Below are 23,743 nucleotides of genomic sequence, written 5' to 3'. Positions count from 1 at the left end.
CCATGCGCACCTGAATTACAGTAGGAGAAGGTTGTGTCTATCACTCAGTTTGTTGCCAGCACAGGCGCTCGTATGCGAGTGTTTGATCTTGGGCGTCGAATAGCAAAAATCGGTCTGAGCGAATTTGAAGCGATTGAGGATCTGGCGCGACCTTATCCAACACCTTATCTACGTCATGCCTGGGTCGGTATTCTCAGCTGGAATCCGGATGAACCGGGGCAACACAATATCTGGTTTCTGAAATTGCCGTTGGATGAGCAGAATATCCTGCAGCCGGGACCGCGTGATCAGTTTCTGCAGCACTGGCTCCGTGTCGTACAGCATCCGGATAAAGATCACGGTGAGGCGCCTTGTGCGTTTAAGCCCGATGGCAACCGTATGTCGTACTTCCACTCTATTGCTCTGAAAACCCTGAAGCAGCCAGAGACGCAGTACTACGCGACGGCACGCGCTTATTTCAGCGGCGATACTGGCTGGCAGAACTGGCAGCAGTTGGGGCTGCAAGGGATTGCTGAAGTTGTCGCCAGGCTGGATGAAAGTAATAACAGCGAGCTGTTGCAGAAGGCGTTGCCCGAAATGGATAACGCTGGTGCGAGTGTTCCGCGCAATGTTCTGTTGGGCTTTCTTGAGAATGCCGAACCTGATGTGAATCTGACCATTGCCCTGACAGACTCGCTGGCTGAGGCTATGAAAGGCCAGCCCGACGCCACCGCACTCGCGCTCTATTGCCGCGCGATGTCGCAGAGTGTCAGCGTTAACCACCGTCGGGAGGTTTTGCAGCTGGTGTTGCAGCATCCATTGGCGAGTGAAGTCGAGATTCTCAGTGCTGTCGGAAGTCGCTGCTGGAATGACCTCGAAGGAGACACGCTTAGCCTGTATCTCGAGAAACTTGCTCAGGCAGGACAGGATGTATTCCTTGCTCTGGTGGCCGATCTGATGACTTTACCGGGCAAGCGTAAACAGATTTTAGAAGCCTTCCGTAATCCGCAGCGCAGCGATGAGCTGGGAGCTGCTATTGGTGTGCTGATGAGCGCAGCCCGCAGTGGTGTGCAATGAGTCTGAATGAGGCCCAACCGGGAACCTTGTGCCCCTGCAACAGTGGTAAAGACTACAGAGTTTGTTGTGGTTTGTACCATGAGGGTGAAGTCGCACCGACGCCTACGGCACTGATGCGCTCTCGCTACTCGGCCTTCGCTCTGGAAAATGCCGATTATCTGTTAGCTACCTGGCATAAGGACTATCGCCCGCAAACCCTGGAGTTCGCCGCCGATACCCGGTGGACAGGGCTCGATATTCTGGAGGAAGGCAGCGACGGAGACACAGGCACGGTTCATTTTATTGCCACCTTTAACGAAGATGGTGAGTGGCTTCTGCTTGAAGAAAAGTCGCGTTTTGAACGGCTGGGTGGGCGATGGTATTACCTTGCCGGAGAAACCGATTTTCGCTCGCCCGATGTCGGCCGGAATGACCCCTGCCTGTGCGGCTCGGGGAAAAAGTGGAAAAAGTGCTGCGGCTGAGTCGCTTCTGATTTTTGACAGCAGCCTTTTCTGAAGATTTGAGGGCTGCTTATTTATCTGAGGGCTGCATGCCTTTGAGTAGCATGCCCCAGGTCATGGCTAATGCACCGGCCATAGAAAGCAATAACATCACGTTAATAAAGACGGTGTTGCGCTGGTAGTAGCTTAGCTGGGGAACTGCTTCTTCTGAACAGGCACCACTGGTATAGTCATAGTGCAGCCCGGCATCGGTACATTGACCGGCTGACATTAATTCAAAGCCGAAGGCAACAATCAGGGTAATCGCAGGAAGGGCGAATAACAGGGAGCCGTAACGCGTCAGCATGTGCGCAATCTCTCTAAACGCAGAAAGGAAACTTGACAGAAGTTATAAGAAGTCTGCATCTTACCCCTCACTGCTGGTTCACCACAACGATAATAAGTGTTTCATGAAAAAGATTTCTTTGCTTGTTTTGTCCGCATTTCTCGCGGTGTCGAATGCCTGGTCTGCAACGCCTGAGCAATTGGATCAGCTGCTGCAGCAGATCAAAAACGACATATCAGCGAAACGTCTTTCGTCACCGGAAGGCAACAATGCGCTGGAAAAAATAACTCAGTTCCGCAGTGAAGCGCCTTTCGATTATCGCGTGGTGCCGCTCGCTTATGACTGGGGTGAGGCGTACGTGGCCTTGTCTGCGCAGGCGCGTGAGAAGGGCCAGTTGAGCAAAGCTCAGGGGTATCTGGATAACGTCTGGAAAGTAGCCGCTTTGACGCCGGGCCTTGAAGATGAGCAGCGTGCTCTGGATCAGGCTAAGGCAAGCTCTGGCGTCGATACCCGCGCCGTCGCCGCGAAAGAAAAAGCCGACGCCGAAGAACAGGCCCGTCAGCGTGAGCTGGCTGCGGCAGCTGAGAAAGAAAAAGAACGTTTACGTATTGAAGCTGAGAAGCAACGCAAGATAGCCGCTGCCGAAGCCGCAGAAAAACGACGTCGCGAAGCCGCCGAAAAGGCGCGTAGAGCAGAGCAGGAACGTCAGCGTCGCGCAGAACAGGAGCGTCAGCGCCAGATTGCCGCTGTAGCCGCGGCCAAGCAGAAGGCCTCAAGTTCGTCGCCAGTATTGAATTCACCGATCGATCTCGATGATATTGCTTTGGACCCTGTTGCTCCGGCACCTGCGCCTAAGCCACGTCTGGCGGCGCCGAAGGCCGCTGCGAAGACACCGACGGCTCAGTCCACGCGACTCTGGGCCCAGGCGAAAGAAGAGAGCGACGCTATTGCTGAATATACGGTGCCACCTCAGGCACTCCAGTCTAAAGACCGTGCTATTGCCGAAAAAATGGGCGATATCTGCCAGAAGATGGTGGACGAAGACGCTTCGGTGGTTGTTCATTCGGCCAGTAAGTCGGATTATCGTTGGTTGGCTGTACGCCTGACTCTCTGCGCACGTCGCATTGACCGTGGATACCGCCTGCGCCACAGCTATCAGCCAGTTGCCGTTGGAGAGTCTGCGATCGTGGCGCTGCACCCACCGCGCGATTCTTCTCTGCTTAAGCAGGTCGGTCAGTAAGCCGTCGGAAATGCCGGTCGTGGTTCCCTCGGGTGGAACCAATACCTGTGGCTCGGGTCGTATGAGCGGATAGCGCTGACAAGCGCGTCAGCCGTGATACAATCCGGGCCATTATTGTTTTAATTCAGCCAATACTGATAGCGAACCATGTACTTATTCCGTCTGTTTATTTCTGCGTTACTCTTTTCCTTTTCCTTTTCTTCTCTGACTCTTGCTGCTGTCATTATCCCTAAACCTCCTGTCCTGGACGCTACAGCCTATATCCTGATGGATGCAGATAGCGGCGAAGTTCTGGTTGAGCACAACTCGGGTGAGCGTTTGCCGCCTGCGAGTATGACCAAGATGATGACCAGCTACATTGCTGTTCACGAAATTGTTGAAGGCAATGTGACCGAAGACACCATGGTGCCGATCAGTGTGACCGCCTGGAAAAAAGGCGGCTCTAAGATGTGGGTCCGTGAAGGCACTGAAGTGAAAATGATCGACTTGCTGCGCGGTATTATTGTGCAGTCAGGTAACGACGCGTCCATCGCAGTCGCTGAGTATTTCGCCGGGTCTGAGAGTGCGTTTGCAGGGTGGATGAACCAGTACGCGCAGGAGTTTGGTATGTTCGACACCAACTTCGAGAATGCGACAGGCTGGCCCGCTGAAGGCCACCTGACAACGGCACGTGATCTTGCTTTGTTGGCGAAGCACATTATTAAAGACCACCCGACTTATTACAGTCTTTACGCTGAAAAGTATTTCGAATACAACGACATCCGCCAGCCAAACCGCAATAAACTGCTGTGGCGTGATCCGAGCGTGGATGGCCTGAAAACCGGCCATACGGAAGAAGCTGGATACTGTCTCGCGGCATCAGCTAAGCGTGATGACACTCGCCTTATTGCCGTTGTGATGGGGACACGCAGCGAAGAAGCGCGTGCACGTGAGACTCAGAAACTTCTGGGCTACGGTTTCCGCTATTTTGAAACGCACAAGCTCTATAGCAAGGGCGATGTGCTGGCGACTGAGAAAGTCTGGCTGGCGAAGCAGGACACCATCGACCTGGTGGTTGCTGAAGACATTTACATGACCCTGCCGCGTGGCTCGCGGGATGAGTTAGTCGCAGAAGTCGTTAGCCCTGATTATCCAGAAGCTCCGCTGTCGGCCGGGCAGGGTGTTGGCACGCTGACGCTGAAGATGGGTGAGGAAGAACTGGGCAAGCATGATCTTGTTGCAGCGACGGATATTGAAGAGTCGGGCTTCTTTGGACGTCTGATCGGATCCATCAAACTTTTCTTCGTGCGCCTCTTCGCCTGAAGCTGGTGCCACTAAGCTGCCGCTGACCGTACTGGCAGCACACTTTTCATGTCTGCCGCTTGAAAATTCAGGCGGCAGCATCCATAAATGTAACCATTGTTCTGTTTATCTTCTGAGATACCGCCGTGAGCCAACCTGAAGCCCCTAAAATTGAGTTTCCCTGTGAGAACTATCCGATCAAAGTGGTCGGCGAGGCGATGGAAAACTACGAAGAGGTGATCGTCGAAATTGTCCGTGTTCATGCGGAAGACTGTGACATGGAGCGAATCCGCATTCAGGAGAGTTCGAATGGACGTTTCCGTTCCGTGACCCTCTATATCACCGCGACGGGTAAAGATCAGTTGGTTAATATCCACAAAGACCTGATGGCCCACGCTAACGTACGCATGGTGATCTGATGCAGACCCGCATGCTGGGGTTGGCAGATTATCAGACGGTCTATGATGACATGACGGCCTTCACCGAAGGACGCAATGACGAAACTCCAGATGAGCTCTGGTACCTTCAGCATCCTCCTGTGTTTACTCAGGGGCAGGCCGGTAAAGCTGAGCACGTTCTGTTTCCCGGTGATATCCCGGTCGTGCAGACCGATCGTGGTGGTCAGGTAACTTACCATGGTCCTGGTCAGCTGGTGGTGTATCTGATGATCGACATCGCCCGCCGCGGTTGGGGGCCTCGACAGTTAGTCAGTGCTATTGAACAGGCCATCGTTGATACTCTGGCCGAGTGGAATATCGAAGCCTCGCCGCGCAGCGACGCGCCAGGTGTTTACACGGGCGAACGGAAAATTGCCTCGCTGGGCTTAAGAATACGCCATGGGCGCTCATTTCATGGGCTGGCGTTGAATATAGACATGGATCTTGAACCCTTCCGCCGGATTAACCCCTGTGGGTATGCGGGGATGGAGATGACGCAGATGACTGCCGAAACTGACAGCGCGGTGAGTTTCGACGCAGTGACCGACCGTCTCGACTATCATTTACAGCGCCTGCTAGCCAATGACGGTTCAGGTACTGATGAAACGACTCCGGAGTAATTGATGTCAGAACGACGCAAAGTAGTGCAGGGCGAAAAACTGCGAGGTGCAGATAAAGTCGCCCGCATCCCGATTAAAGTCATTCCGACCGAAGAAATACCGCGTAAACCAGACTGGATCCGCGTGCGCATTCCAGCGACTCCGAAGATCAATGAGATTAAGCAGAAACTGCGTAAGCATAAGCTGCATACCGTTTGCGAGGAAGCCAGTTGTCCTAATCTGGGAGAGTGTTTCGGCGGCGGTACCGCAACCTTTATGATCATGGGCGACATCTGTACACGTCGCTGCCCGTTCTGTGACGTTGGCCACGGCCGTCCTAATCCTCTGGATACCGAAGAGCCAGTCAACCTGGCGACCGCGATTGCTGATATGGGCCTGAAGTATGTGGTGATCACCTCGGTCGACCGTGATGATCTGCGTGATGGTGGCGCCCAGCATTTTGCCGACTGCATTCGCCTGACCCGTGAGCATAGTCCGGGTATTCAGTTGGAGGTTCTGGTGCCTGATTTCCGTGGTCGCATGGAGGTCGCACTCGATATCCTGACGGAAACTCAACCTGACGTGTTTAACCACAATCTTGAGACGGTACCGCGTTTGTACAAGGAGTGTCGTCCGGGTTCCAACTATGAGTGGTCTCTGACGTTGCTGAAGGAATACAAAGCCCGTAATCCTGAGATCATCACCAAGTCAGGTCTGATGCTTGGATTGGGTGAGACGAATGAAGAAGTGGTTGATGTGATGCGTGACATGCGCGCGCACAACATCGATCACATCACCCTTGGCCAATACCTTCAGCCAAGTCGCGATCACTCACCAGTGAAGCGCTTCGTTACACCGGAAGAGTTCAAAGAATTAGGTGATATCGCAAAAGAGATGGGCTTTATTCGTGTGACCAGCGGGCCGCTTGTGCGCTCTTCCTATCACGCTGATCAGCAGGCCGAAGGCATCGATGTCAGCGGCGTGCCCGTCAGCTGAATAACTGACCGGCACGTTATAAGCGGGGCACGACAGGCTCCGCTTATATTCAGGCCTGTTTCAGCATCGAGTACAAGTCATCTTTCAGGTGTACACGCTTCAGTCGTAAAGCGTCGAGGGTGTCATCCGAAGCGGGTGTGGTGTCTTCTTCAATCTTACGTACTTCTTTGTCCAGCTCGTGGTACTCATCGAAGAGGCGGGCGAAATGCCGGTCCTTCATTTTCAGCTCGTGGATCTGGTCAGCCATGTCTGGGAAGTCGTGGTGTAAATCATGATGTTCGACGTTCATAAGTTTCCTCCTGTTGGGATAATCTCAGATTACCCCTGTTGCACGTAACGGCATTGACCTGTGTCAGGTAGATGAGTTCCTCAGATGTACTATTCCATACATTGTGTCTGGACTAATTTCAGGTTGTGGTCATTATTTATAGGTAACTCAATTAGTAAGTAGTTTATTCAGCCACGAGGAAGAAAATGCCAAGCAGGCCGCTTTTGAAGCCATGACGCACGCTGCGGAACAGGGCGAAATTGTGCGCTACATGGAGCAGATCTCGATGTGTCAGAAGCTGGATGAATTGGCACAGGCACTGCTGAATCTTCTCTCGCGTTTTGGTCTGAATGCCGTTTTTTCGTGCTGGCTCGAAGGCGATGAGTGGCCTCATTATTACTCGCATTCTGGAGCGGCTTCTCCACTTGAACAAGATCTGATGCAGTCCGGTCACGGTGGTGGTCGTATCATGGAGTTCGGCCGCCGGATGTTGGTGAATTATCCGCGCACGGCACTTCTTATAAAAAACGTACCCTATGAAGACGAAGCGCGGTTTGGGCGCATTAAAGACCATCTGGCCGTGGTGCTTAGCGCTACCGACGCTCGCGTGAGCAGCCTGAATATGGAAGAGCGTCTGCGTCAGAAAGATCGTCTTCTTGATGTTGTGTCTGATGTTAAACACACGCTGCTGGATGTTCAGAAGCGTCAGGATGAAATGAAGATTCGTGCAGCGAATGAGCGGGACGACGTTAAGCTTGAGCTGCGCGAGGAGCTCCTGACTCTCGGTCTGCATGAAGAGCAGGAAGAGCGCATGTTGAGTCTGGTGATGGATTTTCTGAAGAGCCTCGAGGGTCTGTACAACGAGGCTATGGATTGGCAGGAAGATCTCGAGCCGGTCATGCAGGCGATTGAGTTTGTTGTCAGTGGCGGTGAGCAATCAGCCTGATACTCACCGCGTCAGCCACAGAATCAGCTGGCTTTAACCAGAGCCTGATGTATCCATTGCTTCAACTGCTGAGCAGGTAGGGCGCCTGCCATCTGGTCGATCACCTTACCGTTTTTGAACACCATCAGTGTGGGAATGCTGCGTATCGAAAACTGGCCAGCGGTCTGTTGGGCGTGTTCCGTATTCACCTTGGCGAAGCGGGCCTGATAAGGCATAGCCGCGGCAACATCTTTGAATATCGGTGCCATCATCTGGCAAGGGCCGCACCAACTTGCCCAGAAGTCGACGACAACGGGCAAATCATTCTTTGTAATAAAGCGTTGGAAGTTCGCGTCACTCAGGTCTGTGACTGAGCCCGTGAATAGCGGACTTTTACATTTGCCGCACTGTCCGGGCTGATTCTGTTTTTCGTCTGGGATGCGGTTGATGGCTCCGCAGTCCGGGCAAGTAATATGCATAACTGTCTCCTGTTGTTTTTTCTATATGAGGCGACAGTTATGTATTTCAAGGGGCCGGTGAAATATTGAGTGCTTCCTGCAGGAAGTCATCTTTCTCGCGTTCACCGATAATACGTCCGCTGGCGTTGTCAGCACCGGGCTCGAAAAACAGCACAGTAGGCGGGCCAAAGACTGCCTGAGCTTTCATAAAGCTCTGATGCTCGTCAGTGTTGTCGGTGACATCCAGCTGTATCCACTGTACATGGCTCAGACGTTGTTGCGCTTCGTCAGTCGCGAAGATTTCTTTGTCCATAATTTTGCATGAAATGCACCAGTCTGCGTACAGTTCGACCATGACGGGTGTATTTGCACCGGCGATCAGACCTTTTACTTCTGCAACTGACTCTGTCTGGTAAAACGGGCTGACATGAACGTCTTCAGCGTGACCGAGTGGATTCAGAGGATCTGAACGGCCGCTGACAGCCCCTGCAAGCGCGATGATGCCGTAAGCAAAAACACCCACTGCCACCGGCTTTATCAGGCGCTGTGGTCCTTCATTGGCAGTATTCAGTGCGCCAGCGGAAACACCTGCGCCGACGGCGAGCGCACCCCATAAGCCCAGTACGATATATCCGGGTAATAATCGGCTGACCAACCAGATCGCCACACCAATCAGCATGATGCCGAACAGATACTTAATACGCTCCATCCACATTCCGGCTTTTGGTAAAACGCTGGCTCCGGTAGTGCCCAGGACAATCAATGGCGTTCCCATGCCGAAGCCGAGCGCCAACAGGGCAAGCGCTCCGCTTGTGGCGTCACCTGTGGTACTCAGATAGGCGAGTGCACCGGCTAATGGCGCAGACACGCAGGGCGAGACTACCAGCGCCGACAGAACGCCAATAACAAAGACGCTGCCAGCCTGACCACCGCTCTGTTTCTGGCTGGCAGCATTCAGGCGATTACGTATGCCCGAGGGTAGTTGCAGCTCATATACGCCAAACATAGAAAGCGAGAGCACGATAAAGAAAATCGCGAAACCGATTAACACGGGAGGGCTCTGCATCATGGCCTGTACGTTGGCTCCGGCACCCAGCAGACCAACGGTCAGGCCCGCTGCTGCGTACGTAATGGCCATGCCGGTGACGTACAGAAATGAAAGCCAGAAGCCCCGGCCTGCGCTGGTCTTGGCTCCACCCAGTACAACACTGGTAAGGATGGGAACCATAGGCAATACACAGGGGGTGAATGTCAGGCCCAGACCGAGCAGAAAGAAGATACCAATGACCGTGGGTAGCGAGCGGCCAGAAAAGAAAGAGTCGTCGCTGCTGGCGGATGACTGGCTGCTGGAAATCGCACTATCGCCGGTGCTGGCTGCATCAGTGATTGGGTTGGCGACGGGTTCAGTAATGACGACTTCACTGGTCTGAGGTGGGTAACACAAGCCCGCATCGGCGCAGCCCTGATAATGGAGAGTCGCGGTTCCGGGTGTCAGGCTGGCGGTGTCAAAAGAGACTTCCAGTTGACCGTAATAGGCGACGATGTCACCAAAGGCTTCATCGTATTTTTCTTTGCCGTCTTTAGACCAGGTGGCAGGATCAAGTCTGACAGCCCCCTGAGTCAGATAAATACGGTGTTCATAAAGGTAGTAGCCGTCGGCATTCTGCCAGTGTGCAGTAATCTGGCCGGGCTCTGTATATGTTTCTAGCGGAAAAGCCTGTTCGACAGGCAGGAAATCATCCGAACCGCCAAGGCCGTCCAGCAGACCGGAATGCGCCGGGATGCTGGTAATAAACAACAAGAGCCAAAGTCCTGCGCGCATCATGTGATCTGTTACTCCGTCAGGTGGTTCGTTCTACTGCGATGGCTGCCAGTGCTGCGAGAGCATCGCGTGCGACTGATGCTGGTAAGTTTTCCAGGTGCTTCTGAGCACGGTCGCGACATGCATTAGCCTGCTGGCGCGTATAGTCGAGAGATCCACAGCTTTTCACAACACGCAGGACTTCGTTCATGTCATCCAGTCCGCCCTTACGGATAGCGTTGCGGATAAGCTGTCGGTCGTCTTCATTCGCATGTGCCATGGCATGAATCAGAGGCAGAGTGGCTTTCCCCTCGGCGAGATCGTCACCGACGTTCTTACCCATCTCTTCAGCATCACCTTCGTAGTCGAGCACATCATCAACCAGCTGAAAAGCCATACCTAGTTCTTTACCGTACTCTTTAAGGGCAGTGCGATCCGCGTCACTTAATTCGAGCAGTGCCGCCGCTGAATGGGTAGAAGCTTCGAACAACATGGCGGTTTTGCCGTGGATGACTTCCATGTACTGAGCTTCGGTAGTGTCGGGGTTTTTGACGTTGGTGAGCTGCATAACTTCGCCTTCTGCAATGACGCAGGTGGCGTTAGAAAGTATCTCCATGACGGGCATAGAGCGTAGCTCGACCATCATTTCGAAAGCGCGGCTGTATAGAAAGTCACCGACCAGAACGCTGGGAGCGTTGCCCCAGCGGGCATTGGCAGTTGGGTTTCCACGGCGCATATCAGACGTGTCAACGACGTCATCATGAAGCAATGTCGCGGTATGCAGGAACTCAATCACAGTGGCGAGTTTCACTGCGTCAGCATCGGCACGATCGAATGCTTTCGCTGTCAGTAGGACAAGAAGAGGGCGGATACGTTTACCGCCACTGCTGACGATGTATTCGGCGATTTTTTCAACCAGAGGAACTCGGCTCTCGAGCTGCTCGTGGATCAGCTTGTCGACGGCCTGAAACTCGTCGTTAACCGTGGCAAGTACGTCTTTGATATGCATGGATTCGGGTGCCTGCTTTATAATGCAACGAATGCTAGGGAGGCCGACCCGCCCTGTCAAGAAAAAGGCCTGTTCCATACTTGCGGCCAAAACGGGAGTGCGGTATAGTCTCGCGCCCCGAAATTACGCTCCCTGCCATATGGACGCCAGAGTGCTGCCAATAGAAGCAGGCTTAAGTAGCGAGAGGGAAAGGCAGTGCGAAAGGCTGGCGCTATGGCGTCAGTAACGGCGACAAAGGCCACGCACTGAAAAGTCATGCACACTAAGTGCTAGCGGAGAATTACAGTTATGTACGCTGTAGTAGTCACTGGCGGTAAGCAATACCGTGTTGAAGAAGGTCAGACTCTGAAAGTTGAGAAACTGGAAGTTGCAACTGGCGAAAACGTTGAACTGGAAAAAGTTCTGCTGATTGGTAACGGCGACGATGTTAAAATCGGTGCTCCAGTGGTTGAAGGCGCTAAAGTAACAGCTGAAATTGTTAATCACGGTCGTCACAAGAAAGTGAAGATCATGAAGTTCAAGCGTCGTAAGCACCACATGAAGCAGATGGGCCACCGTCAGTGGTTCACTGAACTGAAAATCACCAGCATCGCTGGCTAAACACTAATTTCAGAGGTCCGCGCGGTTAACACCGCCGCATCCGCAGTGTTGCAGTGACCTCGCAGCTAGGAGTAAAGCAATGGCTCACAAAAAAGCTGGTGGTTCTACCAAGAACGGTCGCGATTCCGAAAGTAAACGCCTTGGCGTAAAACTGTTTGGCGGTCAGACTGCTAAAGCTGGCGCGATCATCGTTCGTCAGCGAGGCACCCGTTTCCACGCTGGTGAAAACGTTAAGATCGGTCGTGACCACACTCTCTTCGCTACCGCTGAAGGCGCAGTGAAGTTTGAGGTCAAAGGTAAGAACAACCGTAAGACCGTAAGCATCGTTCCAGCGGCTTAATTGCACCGGAATATGCTGATGCGCCCTGACTGCATAGCAGTTGGGGCGTTTTTATTTGTACATCCCAAACCAGAGCGTTATTACCATGAAGTTCGTTGATGAAGTCCGTATCGCTGTAGAAGCTGGCAAAGGCGGCAATGGCTGCGTCAGTTTCCGTCGTGAGAAATTCATCCCTAAGGGCGGCCCGGACGGCGGCGACGGCGGTGATGGCGGTTCTGTATACCTTGAAGCCGACGAGAACACCAATACTCTGGTGGATTATCGCTACACCCGTCGCTTTAAGGCCGAAAATGGTCGTCCGGGTGCGGGTCGTAACTGTACTGGTGCCAAGGGTGATCACATCGTCTTGAAAGTACCCGTAGGTACGACAGCGATTGATGATGACACCAACGAAGTACTGGGTGATCTTACCGCGCATGGTGACCAGCTGCTGGTGGCTCAGGGTGGTTTCCACGGATTGGGTAACACGCGCTACAAGTCATCGACGAATCAGGCGCCGCGCCAGTCAAAACCGGGGCAGCCGGGCGAATCACGTAACCTCAAGCTTGAGCTGAAGGTGCTGGCAGATGTCGGTCTGTTGGGCTTGCCGAATGCGGGTAAATCGACCTTTATCCGCTCGGTATCTGCAGCGACGCCGAAAGTGGCGGATTATCCGTTCACGACTCTGGTTCCGAATCTCGGTGTTGTTTCCATCGAAGAATACCGCAGTTTTGTGATTGCCGATATTCCAGGGTTGATAGAAGGTGCGGCGGACGGTGCTGGCCTTGGCACACGCTTTCTCAAGCATCTGGTGCGTACTCAGCTGCTGCTGCATATTGTTGATATGGCGCCATTTGATGATTCAGACCCTGCAGAGCGCGTAGAGGCCATCAGTCGTGAGCTTGAGAACTTCTCGCCCGGACTGGCGCTGCGTGATCGCTGGCTGGTGCTGAACAAACTTGATCTGCTGCCTGAAGAAGAGCGCGAGGCTCGTTGCCAGGAAATTATTGAGAAGCTTGAATGGGATGGTCCGGTGTATCGTATTTCTGCGATCAACCGTGACGGTACTCATAAGCTGGTGTGCGACATCATGGAGTATATGGAAGAGCGTCGCGAACGAGCAGCCGAAGACGAAGAGTTTGCTGAGGCTATTCTGGCCGAGCGCGAGCAGGTCGAAGAAGAGGCGCGCGAGCATCTCGAAGCGCTGCATGAGCGTCGTCGTCAGGAGCGGGCAGAGCGTAAAGCTGCTAAGCAGGACGATGATGATGACGACTACGATGTGGAAGTCGTCTACACGAACGAATAATTCGACAAACGAATAACCCGAAAAAAGACTAATCCGTGCCGGACAGTAACGCATGACAACAGAGCAGTGGCAGGCTTCGCGTAACAATCTGAAAGACGCAAAACGCTGGGTGATTAAAATCGGCAGTGCGTTGTTGACGAATGACGGCAAAGGCCTGAATCGTGAGGGTATGCAAAGCTGGGTAGATCAGATTGCTGGTCTGCTCAATGCCGGTCATGAAGTGGTGCTGGTCTCTTCAGGCTCAGTTGCTGAAGGTATGACCCGCCTTGGCTGGAAGACCCGCCCGGATGAAGTGCATAAACTGCAGGCAGCGGCCGCCGTCGGTCAGATGGGTCTGGTACAGGCCTACGAAACCTCTTTCTCAAAACACGGTCGGCATACTGCGCAGGTGTTACTGACGCATGATGATCTGAGCGACCGTAAGCGCTACCTCAATGCTCGCACCACGCTGCGTACTCTCCTTGATATGGGGGTTGTTCCCATCATCAATGAAAATGACACTGTGGTAACTGATGAAATCTGCTTTGGTGATAACGACACGTTGGGTGCGTTAGCGGCCAATCTGGTGGAAGCAGACCTGCTGGTTATTCTCACGGATCAGGATGGTCTGTACACGGCGGACCCGCGCTCAAACCCCGACGCAACGCTGATCTTCGAAGGCATGGCTTCTGATCCACAATACGCCGCGATGGCCGGTGGCGGCGGTGCGCTTGGGCGTGGCGGTATGGTCACCAAAGTGCGTGCAGCAACGCTGGCTTCGCGCTCTGGAGCGGATACCCTGATCGTTGGTGGTCGCATAGATAATGTTATTTCCCGCCTGCATCAGGGCGAACTGGTGGGCACTCTGCTGAAAGCCGGGCAGGCGCCAGTGGCTGCGCGAAAGCAATGGATCGCAGGCCATCTTAAGACCCACGGTATACTCACGCTGGATGATGGTGCAGTGAAGGCGCTCCGCACTGGCGGGCGCAGTCTGTTGCCAATTGGTGTCAGCAAAGCCACAGGTCGCTTTGAGCGCGGTGAGGTGGTTGAATGCCGTGATGAGCGTGGGCAGTTGGTCGCCAAGGGGCTGGTGAATTACAGCATCAGCGAAGCGCAGAAGATTTTAAAAACACCGACGTCCGGACTTGAACAAGCGCTGGGAACGGTAACAGAGCCCGAGATGATTCACCGGGATAATCTGGTTATTCTCTGAACCAGAATGTGTGAGCACTCAACAGGATTTTACTTCAGGAGATAAAAGACATGATTGAGACGGTTAACGTAGCCGGTCTGGACGTGAACAACGACAAGCCGTTTACGCTTTTCGGTGGTATGAACGTGCTGGAAAGTCGCGATCTGGCGATGAAAATCTGTGAAACCTACGTCGAGGTGACCGGAAAGCTGGGCATCCCGTACGTATTCAAGGCATCGTTCGATAAAGCGAACCGTTCTTCGATCAATTCTTACCGTGGTCCGGGCATGGAAGAAGGCCTGAAGATTTTTGAAGAAATCAAAAAGACCTTCAATGTTCCTGTGATTACTGACGTTCACGAACCGTATCAGGCGGCGCCTGTTGCTGAAGTGGTTGATGTTATCCAATTGCCAGCGTTTCTGGCACGTCAGACCGATCTGGTGGTTGCGATGGCTGAAACCGGTGCGGCGATCAATGTGAAGAAACCTCAGTTCCTGGCACCACACGAGATGCGTCACATCATCAAGAAGTTTGCCGAAGCCGGTAACGACAAGGTCATGCTGTGTGAACGGGGTTCAAGCTTTGGTTACAACAACCTGGTGGTTGATATGCTGGGCATGGACGAAATGAAAAAGCAGGCGCCAGTGATCTTTGATGCGACACATGCACTGCAGCGCCCGGGTGGTCGTGCTGATTCCGCCGATGGCCGTCGCCAGCAGGCGTTTGAGCTGGCGCGTTCTGGTATGGCGCTGGGCATTGCTGGTCTCTTTATCGAAGCGCACCCGAATCCTGCAGAAGCCAAGTGTGACGGCCCGTGCGCGCTGCCGCTGGATAAGCTGGAGCCGTATCTGGCACAGATGAAGGCGGTTGATGATCTGGTGAAATCTTTCGAACCTGTGGTTATCGACTGATTCTGATCTCTGGCTCGCATTGAGCTTAAGGTAAAGGGGCTGTAGCTGTTGACAGCCCCCGCTTATATCCGGATAATTCCGGCCCTCTCTGGGTACCTACACACAAGCGCGTAGATTCCCGACTAAAGTTAATAACCGAATTTGAGGAGCCGACTGTGGCAAATTCCGCTGGTTCTCGTAAACGCGCCCGTCAGGCTATCAAACGTCGTGCCCGTACTATGGCACTGCGTTCTATGGTGCGCACTTATGTTAAGAAAGTTAATGCCGCCATCGAAACTGCTGACTACGAGCAGGCTCAGGCTGCGTTTACTCAAAGCAAACCTTACATCGACAAGTCTGTGACTAAAGGCATCATGCACAAGAACGCTGCTGCCCGCATCAAGAGCCGTCTGAACTCTAAGGTTGTCGCTCTGAAAGGCTAATCGCTTTTTCAGATCGAAGAAAAACCCGCCAACGGCGGGTTTTTTTGTGTATAAATACCGCATATCCGCACGGAAACGCTTATGTCCGCTACGCCTGAATCCGGCCCCGAGGCTAAAAGCAGCAGTCTGCTCCGCTCATCATCCATTGTCAGTGTTATGACCCTGCTGAGTCGGGTTCTGGGGCTGGCGCGCGATATTATTGTGGCGAATTATTTTGGTGCGCGGGTCGATGCGTTTTTTGTGGCATTTAAGATTCCCAATTTCTTCCGAAGATTATTTGCCGAAGGCGCGTTTTCCGTGGCGTTTGTGCCTGTGCTTAGCGAGTATCGTACTCAGAGGGCATTTGACGAAGTCCGCCTGTTGGTGGCCCGTGTATCCGGGATGTTGGGGCTGGCCCTGTTGGCCGTGACTTGTCTGGCGATGCTGGGTGCTGATTACCTGCCCTGGGTATTTTCGCCGGGTTTTCGCAGTGACCCAGAGAAGTTTGCGCTGACGGGTGACTTGTTGCGCATTACCTTTCCGTACTTGCTGTTTATTTCACTGACGGCGTTTGCCAGCAGTGTGCTGAATACGTATGGCCGCTTCGCCGTGCCTGCGATTACACCGGTTATTCTTAATATCACGCTGATTGCCGCGACATTAGGCTTTACGGATTACTTTGAAGAGCCTCAGTACGCACTGGCATGGGGGGTATTCTTTGCTGGCTTGTTCCAGTTTATGTTCCAGCTGCCTTTTATTGCGCGTATGCGCCTGTTGGTTTTACCTTCCGTAAAGCCGAAAGATGAAGGTGTGCGGCGCATTGGTAAGCTGATGGTACCGGCGCTGTTTGGTGTGTCCGTCAGTCAGATCAATCTCCTGTTGGATACTCTGCTGGCCTCGTTTCTTGAGGACGGCAGCGTCAGTTGGCTGTACTACTCAGATCGCTTGAATAACCTGCCCTTGGGGGTATTCGCGATTGCTATTGGTGTGGTGATTTTACCTGCGCTGTCGGGTAAGCACGCGGCTGCAGACAAAGAGGCGTTCTCTCGCACCATCGACTGGGCAGTTCGTATGGTGTTTATGATAGCGACGCCTGCTGCTCTGGCTCTGGTGCTTCTCGCAACGCCTCTGATGGCGACGATCTTCTACTACGGTGAAGTCACGGCTTACGACGTCGGTAAGATGACTCTGAGTTTGCAGGCCTACGCCGTTGGGCTGCTCGCCTTTATGATGATTAAGGTTCTGGCGCCGGGCTATTACGCCCGTCAGGATACGAAAACACCAGTGAAAATTGGTATTCAGGCTATGGTCGTGAATATGGTGTTGAATCTGGCACTTGTGTACCCACTGCAGCACGCCGGTCTCGCTTTAGCGACCTCTCTGGCAGCTTATTACAACGTCTTCATGCTTTACCGCGGACTGCGTAAAAGTGGGGTATATCAGCCTCAGTCTGGTTGGTTGAAGTTCATGCTGATCCTTTTGCTGGCTAACTCGGCTCTGGCCGCCGTGTCTGTATGGTTGATGGGGGCTCCGGGAGACTGGTTAACCTGGGAAACGATGCAACGAATAAGTTGGCTGTCTGTGCTGGTTGGGGCCGGTGTGGTGGTGTATTTCGCCGTAATGACAGCGGCAGGGTTGCGTCTGCGTCATCTCCGCGGCGAGCTGTTCTGATCAGTGTTAAACCGCTATAATCCGTGCTTTTAATTTTGCAGCGGTACCTGTGATGCGCCTGATTCGTGGCCTGCACAATCTGAATGCCAGTTTGCCCGTCGATTTCGATGGTTGCGTCGCGACCATCGGGAATTTTGATGGCCTTCATCTTGGCCATCGCCGCATCCTGGAATCACTGCAAAAGGTATCAGCAGAGGACGGTAAGCCTACTCTGGTGATGATGTTTGAGCCTCAGCCTAAAGAGTTCTTTGCGCCTGATCTGGCGCCACCGCGTCTGGCAGGGTTTCGCGATAAGTTTCAGGATCTACGCGACGCTGGCATTGACTATCTTCTGTGCCTGCCATTCAACGAATCACTGCGAAGTATGTCTGCTGCTCAGTTTATCCAGAGTATTCTGATCGACGGCATTCAGGTGAAGCACCTGATTGTCGGCGATGACTTCCGGTTCGGTTGCGATCGCAGTGGTGATTATGCCGCACTGGAGACCGCTGGTAAGGTGTCAGGGTTCAGTGTTGACGATACCCCAACGCATGAAATTGCGGGTGATCGGGTAAGCAGCACCCGCGTTCGCAAAGAGTTGGCCCGTGACAATTTACCGATGGCTGCGGAGCTGTTGGGGCGTCCATATCAGATGTCAGGCCGTGTAGCCTATGGTCGCCAACTGGGGCGGACGCTGGATACACCGACAGCTAATGTGCTGATTAAACGTAGCCGACTGCCGATGACCGGTGTGTACGCAGTGCACCTGATTGAGCAGGAAAGCCGCGAGGAATACATCGGCGTGGCTAATCTGGGTGTTAAGCCGACGATCAGTGGTGAACCTGAGCCATCATTGGAAGTCCACGTGTTTGGTTTCAGTGGAAACCTGTACGGTAAACACCTGACCGTCTCTTTTATGCAAAAGATTCGTGATGAAATGAAATTCGACGGACTTGATGCGCTCAAGTCTGCAATAGACTCTGATAAGAAAGCGGCGCGGGCATATTTTGCTTCGCGACCGGATTCTTTCCGATTTGACCGATAACAGGCCGCGCATTAACGCAGCAGGCCCCTGACGCAATCAGTGAATTTATGAACGATAAAGTGGAAAGCCAATACAAACCGACATTGAACCTGCCGGATACAGAATTTCCAATGCGTGGAAATCTGGCAAAGCGTGAGCCTGAAATGCTGGCGCGCTGGGAAGAAATTGGTCTGTACCGCAAAATCCGTGAAGCACGCGCAGGACGGGATAAATTTATTCTGCATGATGGCCCTCCGTACGCGAACGGCAATATTCACATCGGTCACGCAGTTAACAAGATTCTGAAAGACGTCATCATCAAGTCCCAGACGCTGAGCGGTAAAGATGCGCCGTATATTCCGGGCTGGGACTGCCATGGTCTGCCGATCGAACTGAAGGTTGAAGCTAAGGTTGGCAAAGTCGGTGAGAAGGTCAGCGCCAGCGAGTTCCGCCAGCATTGTCGTGAATACGCGGCTGAGCAGGTGGATGGTCAGCGCAACGATTTCAAACGCCTGATGGTTCTGGGTGACTGGGAAAACCCGTACCTGACCATGGACTTCAAATTTGAAGCCGACATCATCCGCACCCTTGGCAAGATCATTGATGCCGGACACCTGCACAAAGGCTTCAAGCCGGTTAACTGGTGTTCTGACTGTGGCTCTGCGCTTGCGGAAGCAGAGGTTGAATATCAGGACAAGAAATCCGTCGCGATTGACGTGAAGTTCACCTTCCCGGATACCCAGGCAATTGCTGGTGTATTTAACGTCGACGTCGATAAGCCAGTCAGTATCGTGATCTGGACCACGACGCCATGGACGTTGCCTGCTAACGAAGCGGTATCTGTTCACCCTGAACTGGAATACTCACTGGTACTGCTGAAAGAAGCGGACGAAGTTCTTCTGCTGGCTACAGACCTCGTAGATGACGCGGCTCAGCGTTATGGGCTGGATGCAGATGGTTATGAAGTTCTGGGCACTGCAAAAGGTAAAGCTTTTGGTCAGACGCCAGACCAGAATGAAGCGCCGTTTAAGGTCAAGCATCCGTTTATGCCGGGTAAAGAAGGCGGCGATAAATTCGTGCCTGTGATCACCGGCGAACACGTCACGGCCGATTCGGGTACCGGGGCTGTTCATACCGCGCCCATGCACGGTGTGGATGACTACGTTGTCTCGAACGTTTACGGCGTTAAATCCGACGAAATGCTGGTTGATTCTCAGGGTAACTTTATTGCCAACCCTGCCCTGGAAGCGCTTGAGCTGACGGGATTAAGTACAGCGGATAAAGGTAACTTCCGTGTACTGGGCATTCTGAATGAGCGCGGTGCTCTGGTGAAAAAAGCCAACATCACGCACAGCTATCCGCATTGCTGGCGCCATAAAACGCCGATTATTTTCCGTGCGACGCCGCAGTGGTTTATCAGCATGAATCAGGCAGGCCTGCTGGATCAGGCGATGAATGAAGTTGAGAACACCGTCGAGTGGCGTCCGTCCTGGGGTAAGGCGCGCATCGAAGGCATGATGAACGATCGCCCTGACTGGTGTATTTCTCGTCAGCGCACCTGGGGGGTGCCGATCGCACTTTTCGTTCACAAAGAAACCGCCGAACTGCATCCGCGTACGTCTGAATTAATTGCTCAGGTTGCAGAGCGCGTTGAAGGTGCAGGCATTGATGCCTGGTTTGATCTTGATCCGGCAGAGTTACTGGGTGATGAAGCGACTCAGTACGATAAAGTCGTCGATACACTGGATGTCTGGTTCGATTCTGGGGTGACTCACACGGCCGTCTGCATGGCGCGTGACGAGCTGGAAATGCCCGCCGACCTGTATCTGGAAGGTTCTGACCAGCACCGTGGTTGGTTCCAGTCATCACTGCTGACCAGCGTCGCAGCCTATGGCAAAGCACCCTACAAAACAGCACTGACTCACGGCTTCACCGTTGATGGTCAGGGCCGCAAGATGTCCAAGTCGATCGGCAACACGGTAGAACCTCAGAAGGTTATTAATCAACTGGGCGGCGACATCCTTCGCTGGTGGGTAGCCGATACTGACTATTCAGGTGAGATGACGGTTTCTGATGAAATTCTGAAACGTAACGCTGACTCATACCGCCGCGTACGTAATACCTGCCGCTTCCTGTTGGCGAACATCAATGGCTTTATGCCAGCGACCGATATGGTGCCAGCGGAGCAACTGCTGCCACTCGATGCCTGGATGGTCAGCTACACAGAGCGCCTGCAGGAAAAAGTCATCGCGCTGTACCACAACTATGACCTGAAGGCGCTGACGAAGACACTGATGAATTTCTGTGTATCTGAGCTGGGTGCTTTCTATCTTGATGTGATTAAAGACCGCCAATACACCTGTAAAGCCGATAGCCTGCCACGTCGTAGCGCGCAGACTGCGCTTTATCATGTCGCTGAGGCGATGGCTCGCTGGATCGCGCCTGTGCTGTCTTTCACCGCTGAAGAAATCTGGAGCGCATTACCTGCGCCAGTGAGCGGTGAGCGCGAAGAGTCTGCTCAGCTTTCAGAGTGGTATACAGACTTTCCGCAGATTGCCGCGTCCGAGTTTAATGATGCTTACTGGCGCTCCGTCATGGAAGCCAAAGAAGCGGTCAATGGCGCGCTGGAAAAAGCACGGGGTGAAAAACGCATTGGTGCTTCTTTGAGTGCTGAAGTCGTATTGTTCGCTGCTGACGAGTTGAAAGCCAAACTGGATCGCTTAGGTGATGAATTACGCTTTGTACTGATTACCTCGGGTGCCGTTGTAAAACCTCTGAGCGAAGAGGGTGGTGAAGCGACTGACCTTGATGGTCTTCGCGTTGCTGTTATGGCATCCGATGCCGAGAAGTGTGAACGTTGCTGGCATCACAGTGAGACGGTGGGTAGCGACGAGCGTCACCCAACCTTGTGCGGCCGTTGTGTCGAGAACGTTGAGGGTGACGGTGAAGTCCGTCATTACGCCTGATGAATGATTCAAGTGCTGTAGCGGACAGCGGACGCTCGCCGCTGATCTGGTTGTGGTTAGCCGTGCTGGCCGTGGTGCTGGATCAGGTGACCAAAGTGGCTGCGGAGAACATGCTGACCTACGCCCAGCCGGTGTACATCCTGCCTGTTCTGGACTTTACCTTGCTCTACAACCCTGGTGCGGCTTTTAGCTTCCTGGCGGATCAGGCGGGGTGGCAGCGCTGGTTCTTTACGATTATCTCTGCGGGCGTCTCAGTTATGTTGCTCGTGTGGCTGGCCAGACTTCCGCGAGGAAGTATCTGGTTGCCTATTGCGCTGACGCTGATACTCGGCGGTGCCGTGGGCAATCTGATTGACCGGGTATTGTATGGGCACGTCGTCGATTTCATTTCGGTGCACTGGAACAACAGTTATTTCCCAGCGTTCAATATTGCTGACTCCGCGATTACATTAGGCGCGATTATGATGGCGCTTGATGTGGTTCGGGAAATTAAAGAAGAGCGGGCGAAAGCCTGACATCTGCGTACTAACGCTGCACCTTCATAGTGTGTGGCCCATTAAAAGGTGTGAATATGTCTCTCGGAATTATTGCTGACGGAAGTCGGGTAAAACTGCATTTTGCCTTGCGTCTGGCAGATGGGCAGGAAGTGGACTCCACCTTCGAAAATGACGCGGCTGAATTCTCGGTCGGCGATGGAAACTTACCCGAAGGCTTTGAAGAATGTCTGATCGGTTTAACCACGGGTGATCACAAGACTTTTACCGTGCCGCCCGAAAAAGCATTCGGGCAACCAAACCCGCAGAATCTTCAGGATATGAAACGCTCCGATTTTCCGGTGGATATGCCGGTGGCGCCAGGTTTGATGGTGTCATTCGCAGATGCTCAGGGGGCTGAGCTTCCTGGCGTAATCAGCTCTATTGAAGGTGACTACGTTGCCGTTGATTTCAATCATCCGCTGGCAGGAAAAGAGCTCCATTTTGAAGTTCAGATTCTCGAGGTGAAGGATGCAGATTAAGCTCGCTAATCCACGCGGTTTCTGCGCTGGTGTTGATCGGGCGATCGATATCGTTAATCGCGCACTGGAACTGTTTGAACCGCCTATCTATGTTCGTCACGAAGTCGTCCACAATAAGTTTGTAGTGAATGACCTGCGTGATCGAGGTGCTATCTTCGTCGACGAGCTAGATGAAGTGCCAGACGATAATATCGTTATTTTTTCAGCTCATGGCGTCTCTCAGGCTGTGCGTAAAAATGCAGCCGACCGCGGTCTTAAAGTATTTGATGCGACCTGCCCGTTGGTGACTAAGGTTCACCTTGAGGTGACCCGCTACAGCGCTCTCGGCCGAGAGTGCATCCTTATCGGCCATAAAGGGCACCCTGAAGTCGAAGGTACCATGGGTCAGTACGACTTCAGCAAGGGCGGAAATATCTATCTTGTTGAAGATGAAGAGGACGTTGATGCTCTTGAGGTCAAAGATCCTTCTGCTCTGTCATACGTAACTCAGACAACATTATCGATGGATGATACTGCCCGGGTTATTGATGCACTGCGTGCGAAGTTTCCTGAGATTACCGGGCCTCGAAAAGACGACATTTGTTACGCCACACAGAACCGCCAGGACGCCGTTAAAATCCTCGCGTCTGATTGTGACCTGATGCTGGTAGTTGGTTCGCCAAACAGCAGTAACTCTAACCGTCTCCGTGAGCTTGGTGAGCGTATGGGGGCAAAAGCTTTTCTGATCGACGATGCTTCCGAAATTCAGGCTGAATGGCTCCAGGGCGTTAAAGCCGTTGGTATTACTGCAGGTGCTTCTGCTCCGGATGTTCTGGTTAAAGAAGTCGTTGCTAAACTGGTATCACTCGGTGGTGAGGAGCCTGAGGAATTGCAGGGCAGAGAAGAAAACGTGGTTTTCTCGTTACCAAAAGAGTTACGGATGACCGAAGTGTAAGTCGATATTTCTCTGGTAATAAAAAACCCCGGCTAATGCTGGGGTTTTTTATTTGTTCAGCTGAAAGGTCACAGCTGCTTTTTAACGGTGTCCGTTCCTGCTTCAACGAGTTCAGAACGGCCAATACTGTTCATCACAATATCGCCATCCTTCTTTTGACTGTCTGTTGATGCAGCAGCAGTTATTTCAACGCATAGAGTTGCGTCATTATTGGGCGCATCACAATCCCCTGCTGTGATGTTGTAGACATCAATAGCATGAGTATCTGTCGCAAAGCCAAGGCTGGACAATGCTGTTGCGTATTCGCGGTTTGCGAGGAAATATCGCTCCTGGGCTGCAAGTATGCCTTGCAGCTCCGCAATAGCATCGGAGCGGTTCGCTTGCCTTACGCTATCTTGGTAGGAGGGGTATGCGACAGCCGCGAGAATACCAACAATTGCTAGTACAACAAGAAGCTCAAGCAACGTGAAACCACGGTGGTATGTCATTGTTGTTCCTCCCAATAGTTGGTATTAAAGAGTTTACATCGTTCAAGGACGTCGCTCTCAGTAGTTACGCCAAAAAGTAACGATAGTGGAGGGCCACATGGGCCGCCGCCGCCGCCGCCGCCG

At 53.0% G+C, this 23,743-nt stretch carries 26 protein-coding genes; 20 read left to right on the top strand and 6 right to left on the bottom strand.

The genetic code is table 11. The features are described 5' to 3' along the window. Positions 1-33: 33 nt before the first annotated feature. Positions 34-1,056 carry a DUF3549 family protein gene (locus tag B3007_RS06635; protein ID WP_084188445.1) on the top strand — a complete coding sequence of 341 codons (1,023 nt, stop codon included), beginning with the start codon at positions 34-36 and terminating at the stop codon, positions 1,054-1,056. Further along, a complete protein-coding gene (locus B3007_RS06630; RefSeq protein ID WP_076513178.1) occupies positions 1,053-1,517 on the top strand; it encodes a YchJ family protein in 465 nt (154 codons plus the stop codon). The genes B3007_RS06635 and B3007_RS06630 overlap by 4 nt, the downstream gene beginning before the upstream one ends. Positions 1,518-1,566: 49 nt before the next feature. Here the strand turns inward: B3007_RS06630 and B3007_RS06625 are convergent, their stop codons facing one another. After that, a complete protein-coding gene (locus B3007_RS06625; RefSeq protein ID WP_068444427.1) occupies positions 1,567-1,842 on the bottom strand; it encodes a hypothetical protein in 276 nt (91 codons plus the stop codon). Between the two features lie 103 nt (positions 1,843-1,945). Here B3007_RS06625 and B3007_RS06620 point away from each other — a divergent pair, with 103 nt between their 5' ends. From B3007_RS06620 to lipA, 5 genes are all read left to right on the top strand, one after another. After that, positions 1,946-3,061, top strand: coding sequence for a hypothetical protein (locus B3007_RS06620; protein ID WP_301378222.1), 1,116 nt, complete (start codon positions 1,946-1,948; stop codon positions 3,059-3,061). 147 nt (positions 3,062-3,208) lie between these two features. Further along, entirely contained in the window at positions 3,209-4,363 is a 1,155-nt protein-coding gene (locus tag B3007_RS06615; protein WP_068444432.1) for a D-alanyl-D-alanine carboxypeptidase family protein, read from the top strand. A gap of 125 nt (positions 4,364-4,488) precedes the next feature. Then, positions 4,489-4,761, top strand: coding sequence for an HP0495 family protein (locus tag B3007_RS06610; protein WP_068444435.1), 273 nt, complete (start codon positions 4,489-4,491; stop codon positions 4,759-4,761). Next, positions 4,761-5,399, top strand: coding sequence for a lipoyl(octanoyl) transferase LipB (lipB, locus tag B3007_RS06605; RefSeq protein WP_068436311.1), 639 nt, complete (start codon positions 4,761-4,763; stop codon positions 5,397-5,399). Before B3007_RS06610 ends, lipB begins: the two co-directional genes overlap by 1 nt. A gap of 3 nt (positions 5,400-5,402) precedes the next feature. Then, entirely contained in the window at positions 5,403-6,374 is a 972-nt protein-coding gene (lipA, locus tag B3007_RS06600; protein WP_068444438.1) for a lipoyl synthase, read from the top strand. A gap of 49 nt (positions 6,375-6,423) precedes the next feature. Here the strand turns inward: lipA and B3007_RS06595 are convergent, their stop codons facing one another. Then, entirely contained in the window at positions 6,424-6,663 is a 240-nt protein-coding gene (locus tag B3007_RS06595) for a YdcH family protein (protein ID WP_297533122.1), read from the bottom strand. Between the two features lie 211 nt (positions 6,664-6,874). Between B3007_RS06595 and B3007_RS06590 the strand changes: the two genes are divergently transcribed. Next, entirely contained in the window at positions 6,875-7,588 is a 714-nt protein-coding gene (locus B3007_RS06590; RefSeq protein ID WP_301378223.1) for a hypothetical protein, read from the top strand. A 23-nt stretch (positions 7,589-7,611) separates the two neighbouring features. Here B3007_RS06590 and trxC read toward each other — a convergent pair whose 3' ends face one another. Genes trxC through B3007_RS06575 form a run of 3 tightly spaced genes read right to left on the bottom strand, consistent with a single transcriptional unit; the run spans position 7,612 to position 10,835 of the window. After that, positions 7,612-8,046 carry a thioredoxin TrxC gene (trxC, locus tag B3007_RS06585; protein ID WP_297533120.1) on the bottom strand — a complete coding sequence of 145 codons (435 nt, stop codon included), beginning with the start codon at positions 8,044-8,046 and terminating at the stop codon, positions 7,612-7,614. 46 nt (positions 8,047-8,092) lie between these two features. After that, positions 8,093-9,850 carry a protein-disulfide reductase DsbD gene (gene dsbD, locus B3007_RS06580; protein ID WP_301378224.1) on the bottom strand — a complete coding sequence of 586 codons (1,758 nt, stop codon included), beginning with the start codon at positions 9,848-9,850 and terminating at the stop codon, positions 8,093-8,095. Between the two features lie 16 nt (positions 9,851-9,866). Next, the gene (locus B3007_RS06575) at positions 9,867-10,835 is read right to left on the bottom strand and encodes a polyprenyl synthetase family protein (RefSeq protein ID WP_301378225.1); all 969 of its coding nucleotides are present in this window, start codon (positions 10,833-10,835) and stop codon (positions 9,867-9,869) included. Between the two features lie 288 nt (positions 10,836-11,123). Between B3007_RS06575 and rplU the strand changes: the two genes are divergently transcribed. From rplU to ispH, 12 genes are all read left to right on the top strand, one after another. Beyond that, positions 11,124-11,435, top strand: a complete 312-nt coding sequence (gene rplU, locus B3007_RS06570) for a 50S ribosomal protein L21 (protein WP_301378226.1) — start codon at positions 11,124-11,126, stop codon at positions 11,433-11,435. A 79-nt stretch (positions 11,436-11,514) separates the two neighbouring features. Next, entirely contained in the window at positions 11,515-11,775 is a 261-nt protein-coding gene (gene rpmA / locus B3007_RS06565) for a 50S ribosomal protein L27 (protein ID WP_068444456.1), read from the top strand. Positions 11,776-11,860: 85 nt separating this feature from the next. Next, positions 11,861-13,060 (top strand): Obg family GTPase CgtA, encoded by a 1,200-nt coding sequence (cgtA, locus tag B3007_RS06560; RefSeq protein ID WP_301378227.1) that lies wholly within the window; start codon positions 11,861-11,863, stop codon positions 13,058-13,060. 52 nt (positions 13,061-13,112) lie between these two features. Continuing rightward, entirely contained in the window at positions 13,113-14,252 is a 1,140-nt protein-coding gene (gene proB, locus B3007_RS06555) for a glutamate 5-kinase (protein WP_068444462.1), read from the top strand. Positions 14,253-14,302: 50 nt separating this feature from the next. After that, positions 14,303-15,142 (top strand): 3-deoxy-8-phosphooctulonate synthase, encoded by an 840-nt coding sequence (gene kdsA / locus B3007_RS06550; protein ID WP_068444465.1) that lies wholly within the window; start codon positions 14,303-14,305, stop codon positions 15,140-15,142. A 155-nt stretch (positions 15,143-15,297) separates the two neighbouring features. Next, positions 15,298-15,564, top strand: coding sequence for a 30S ribosomal protein S20 (rpsT, locus tag B3007_RS06545; protein WP_068442674.1), 267 nt, complete (start codon positions 15,298-15,300; stop codon positions 15,562-15,564). 81 nt (positions 15,565-15,645) lie between these two features. Further along, positions 15,646-17,214, top strand: a complete 1,569-nt coding sequence (murJ, locus tag B3007_RS06540; protein WP_297533116.1) for a murein biosynthesis integral membrane protein MurJ — start codon at positions 15,646-15,648, stop codon at positions 17,212-17,214. Positions 17,215-17,266: 52 nt separating this feature from the next. Further along, entirely contained in the window at positions 17,267-18,238 is a 972-nt protein-coding gene (gene ribF / locus B3007_RS06535) for a bifunctional riboflavin kinase/FAD synthetase (protein ID WP_068444468.1), read from the top strand. A gap of 47 nt (positions 18,239-18,285) precedes the next feature. Further along, positions 18,286-21,183: an isoleucine--tRNA ligase gene (ileS, locus tag B3007_RS06530; protein WP_301378228.1), complete on the top strand. Its 2,898-nt coding sequence runs from the start codon at positions 18,286-18,288 to the stop codon at positions 21,181-21,183. Further along, positions 21,183-21,698, top strand: a complete 516-nt coding sequence (gene lspA, locus B3007_RS06525; protein ID WP_068444473.1) for a signal peptidase II — start codon at positions 21,183-21,185, stop codon at positions 21,696-21,698. The genes ileS and lspA overlap by 1 nt, the downstream gene beginning before the upstream one ends. A 56-nt stretch (positions 21,699-21,754) precedes the next feature. Then, on the top strand, positions 21,755-22,198 hold the full coding sequence (fkpB, locus tag B3007_RS06520; RefSeq protein WP_273088183.1) for an FKBP-type peptidyl-prolyl cis-trans isomerase: 444 nt from the start codon (positions 21,755-21,757) through the stop codon (positions 22,196-22,198). Further along, positions 22,188-23,132, top strand: coding sequence for a 4-hydroxy-3-methylbut-2-enyl diphosphate reductase (gene ispH / locus B3007_RS06515; RefSeq protein ID WP_301378229.1), 945 nt, complete (start codon positions 22,188-22,190; stop codon positions 23,130-23,132). The genes fkpB and ispH overlap by 11 nt, the downstream gene beginning before the upstream one ends. Positions 23,133-23,200: 68 nt before the next feature. On the opposite strand, the gene B3007_RS06510 is transcribed toward ispH, so the two are convergent. Further along, positions 23,201-23,620: a type IV pilin protein gene (locus B3007_RS06510; protein ID WP_297530490.1), complete on the bottom strand. Its 420-nt coding sequence runs from the start codon at positions 23,618-23,620 to the stop codon at positions 23,201-23,203. Positions 23,621-23,743: the final 123 nt, after the last annotated feature.

Source organism: Thalassolituus sp. UBA675 (genome assembly GCF_002297765.1).
Taxonomy (GTDB): domain Bacteria; phylum Pseudomonadota; class Gammaproteobacteria; order Pseudomonadales; family Oceanobacteraceae; genus Thalassolituus.
The sequence above is the reverse complement of the archived record's forward strand: the minus strand, read 5'-3'. Positions and strand labels throughout refer to the sequence as shown.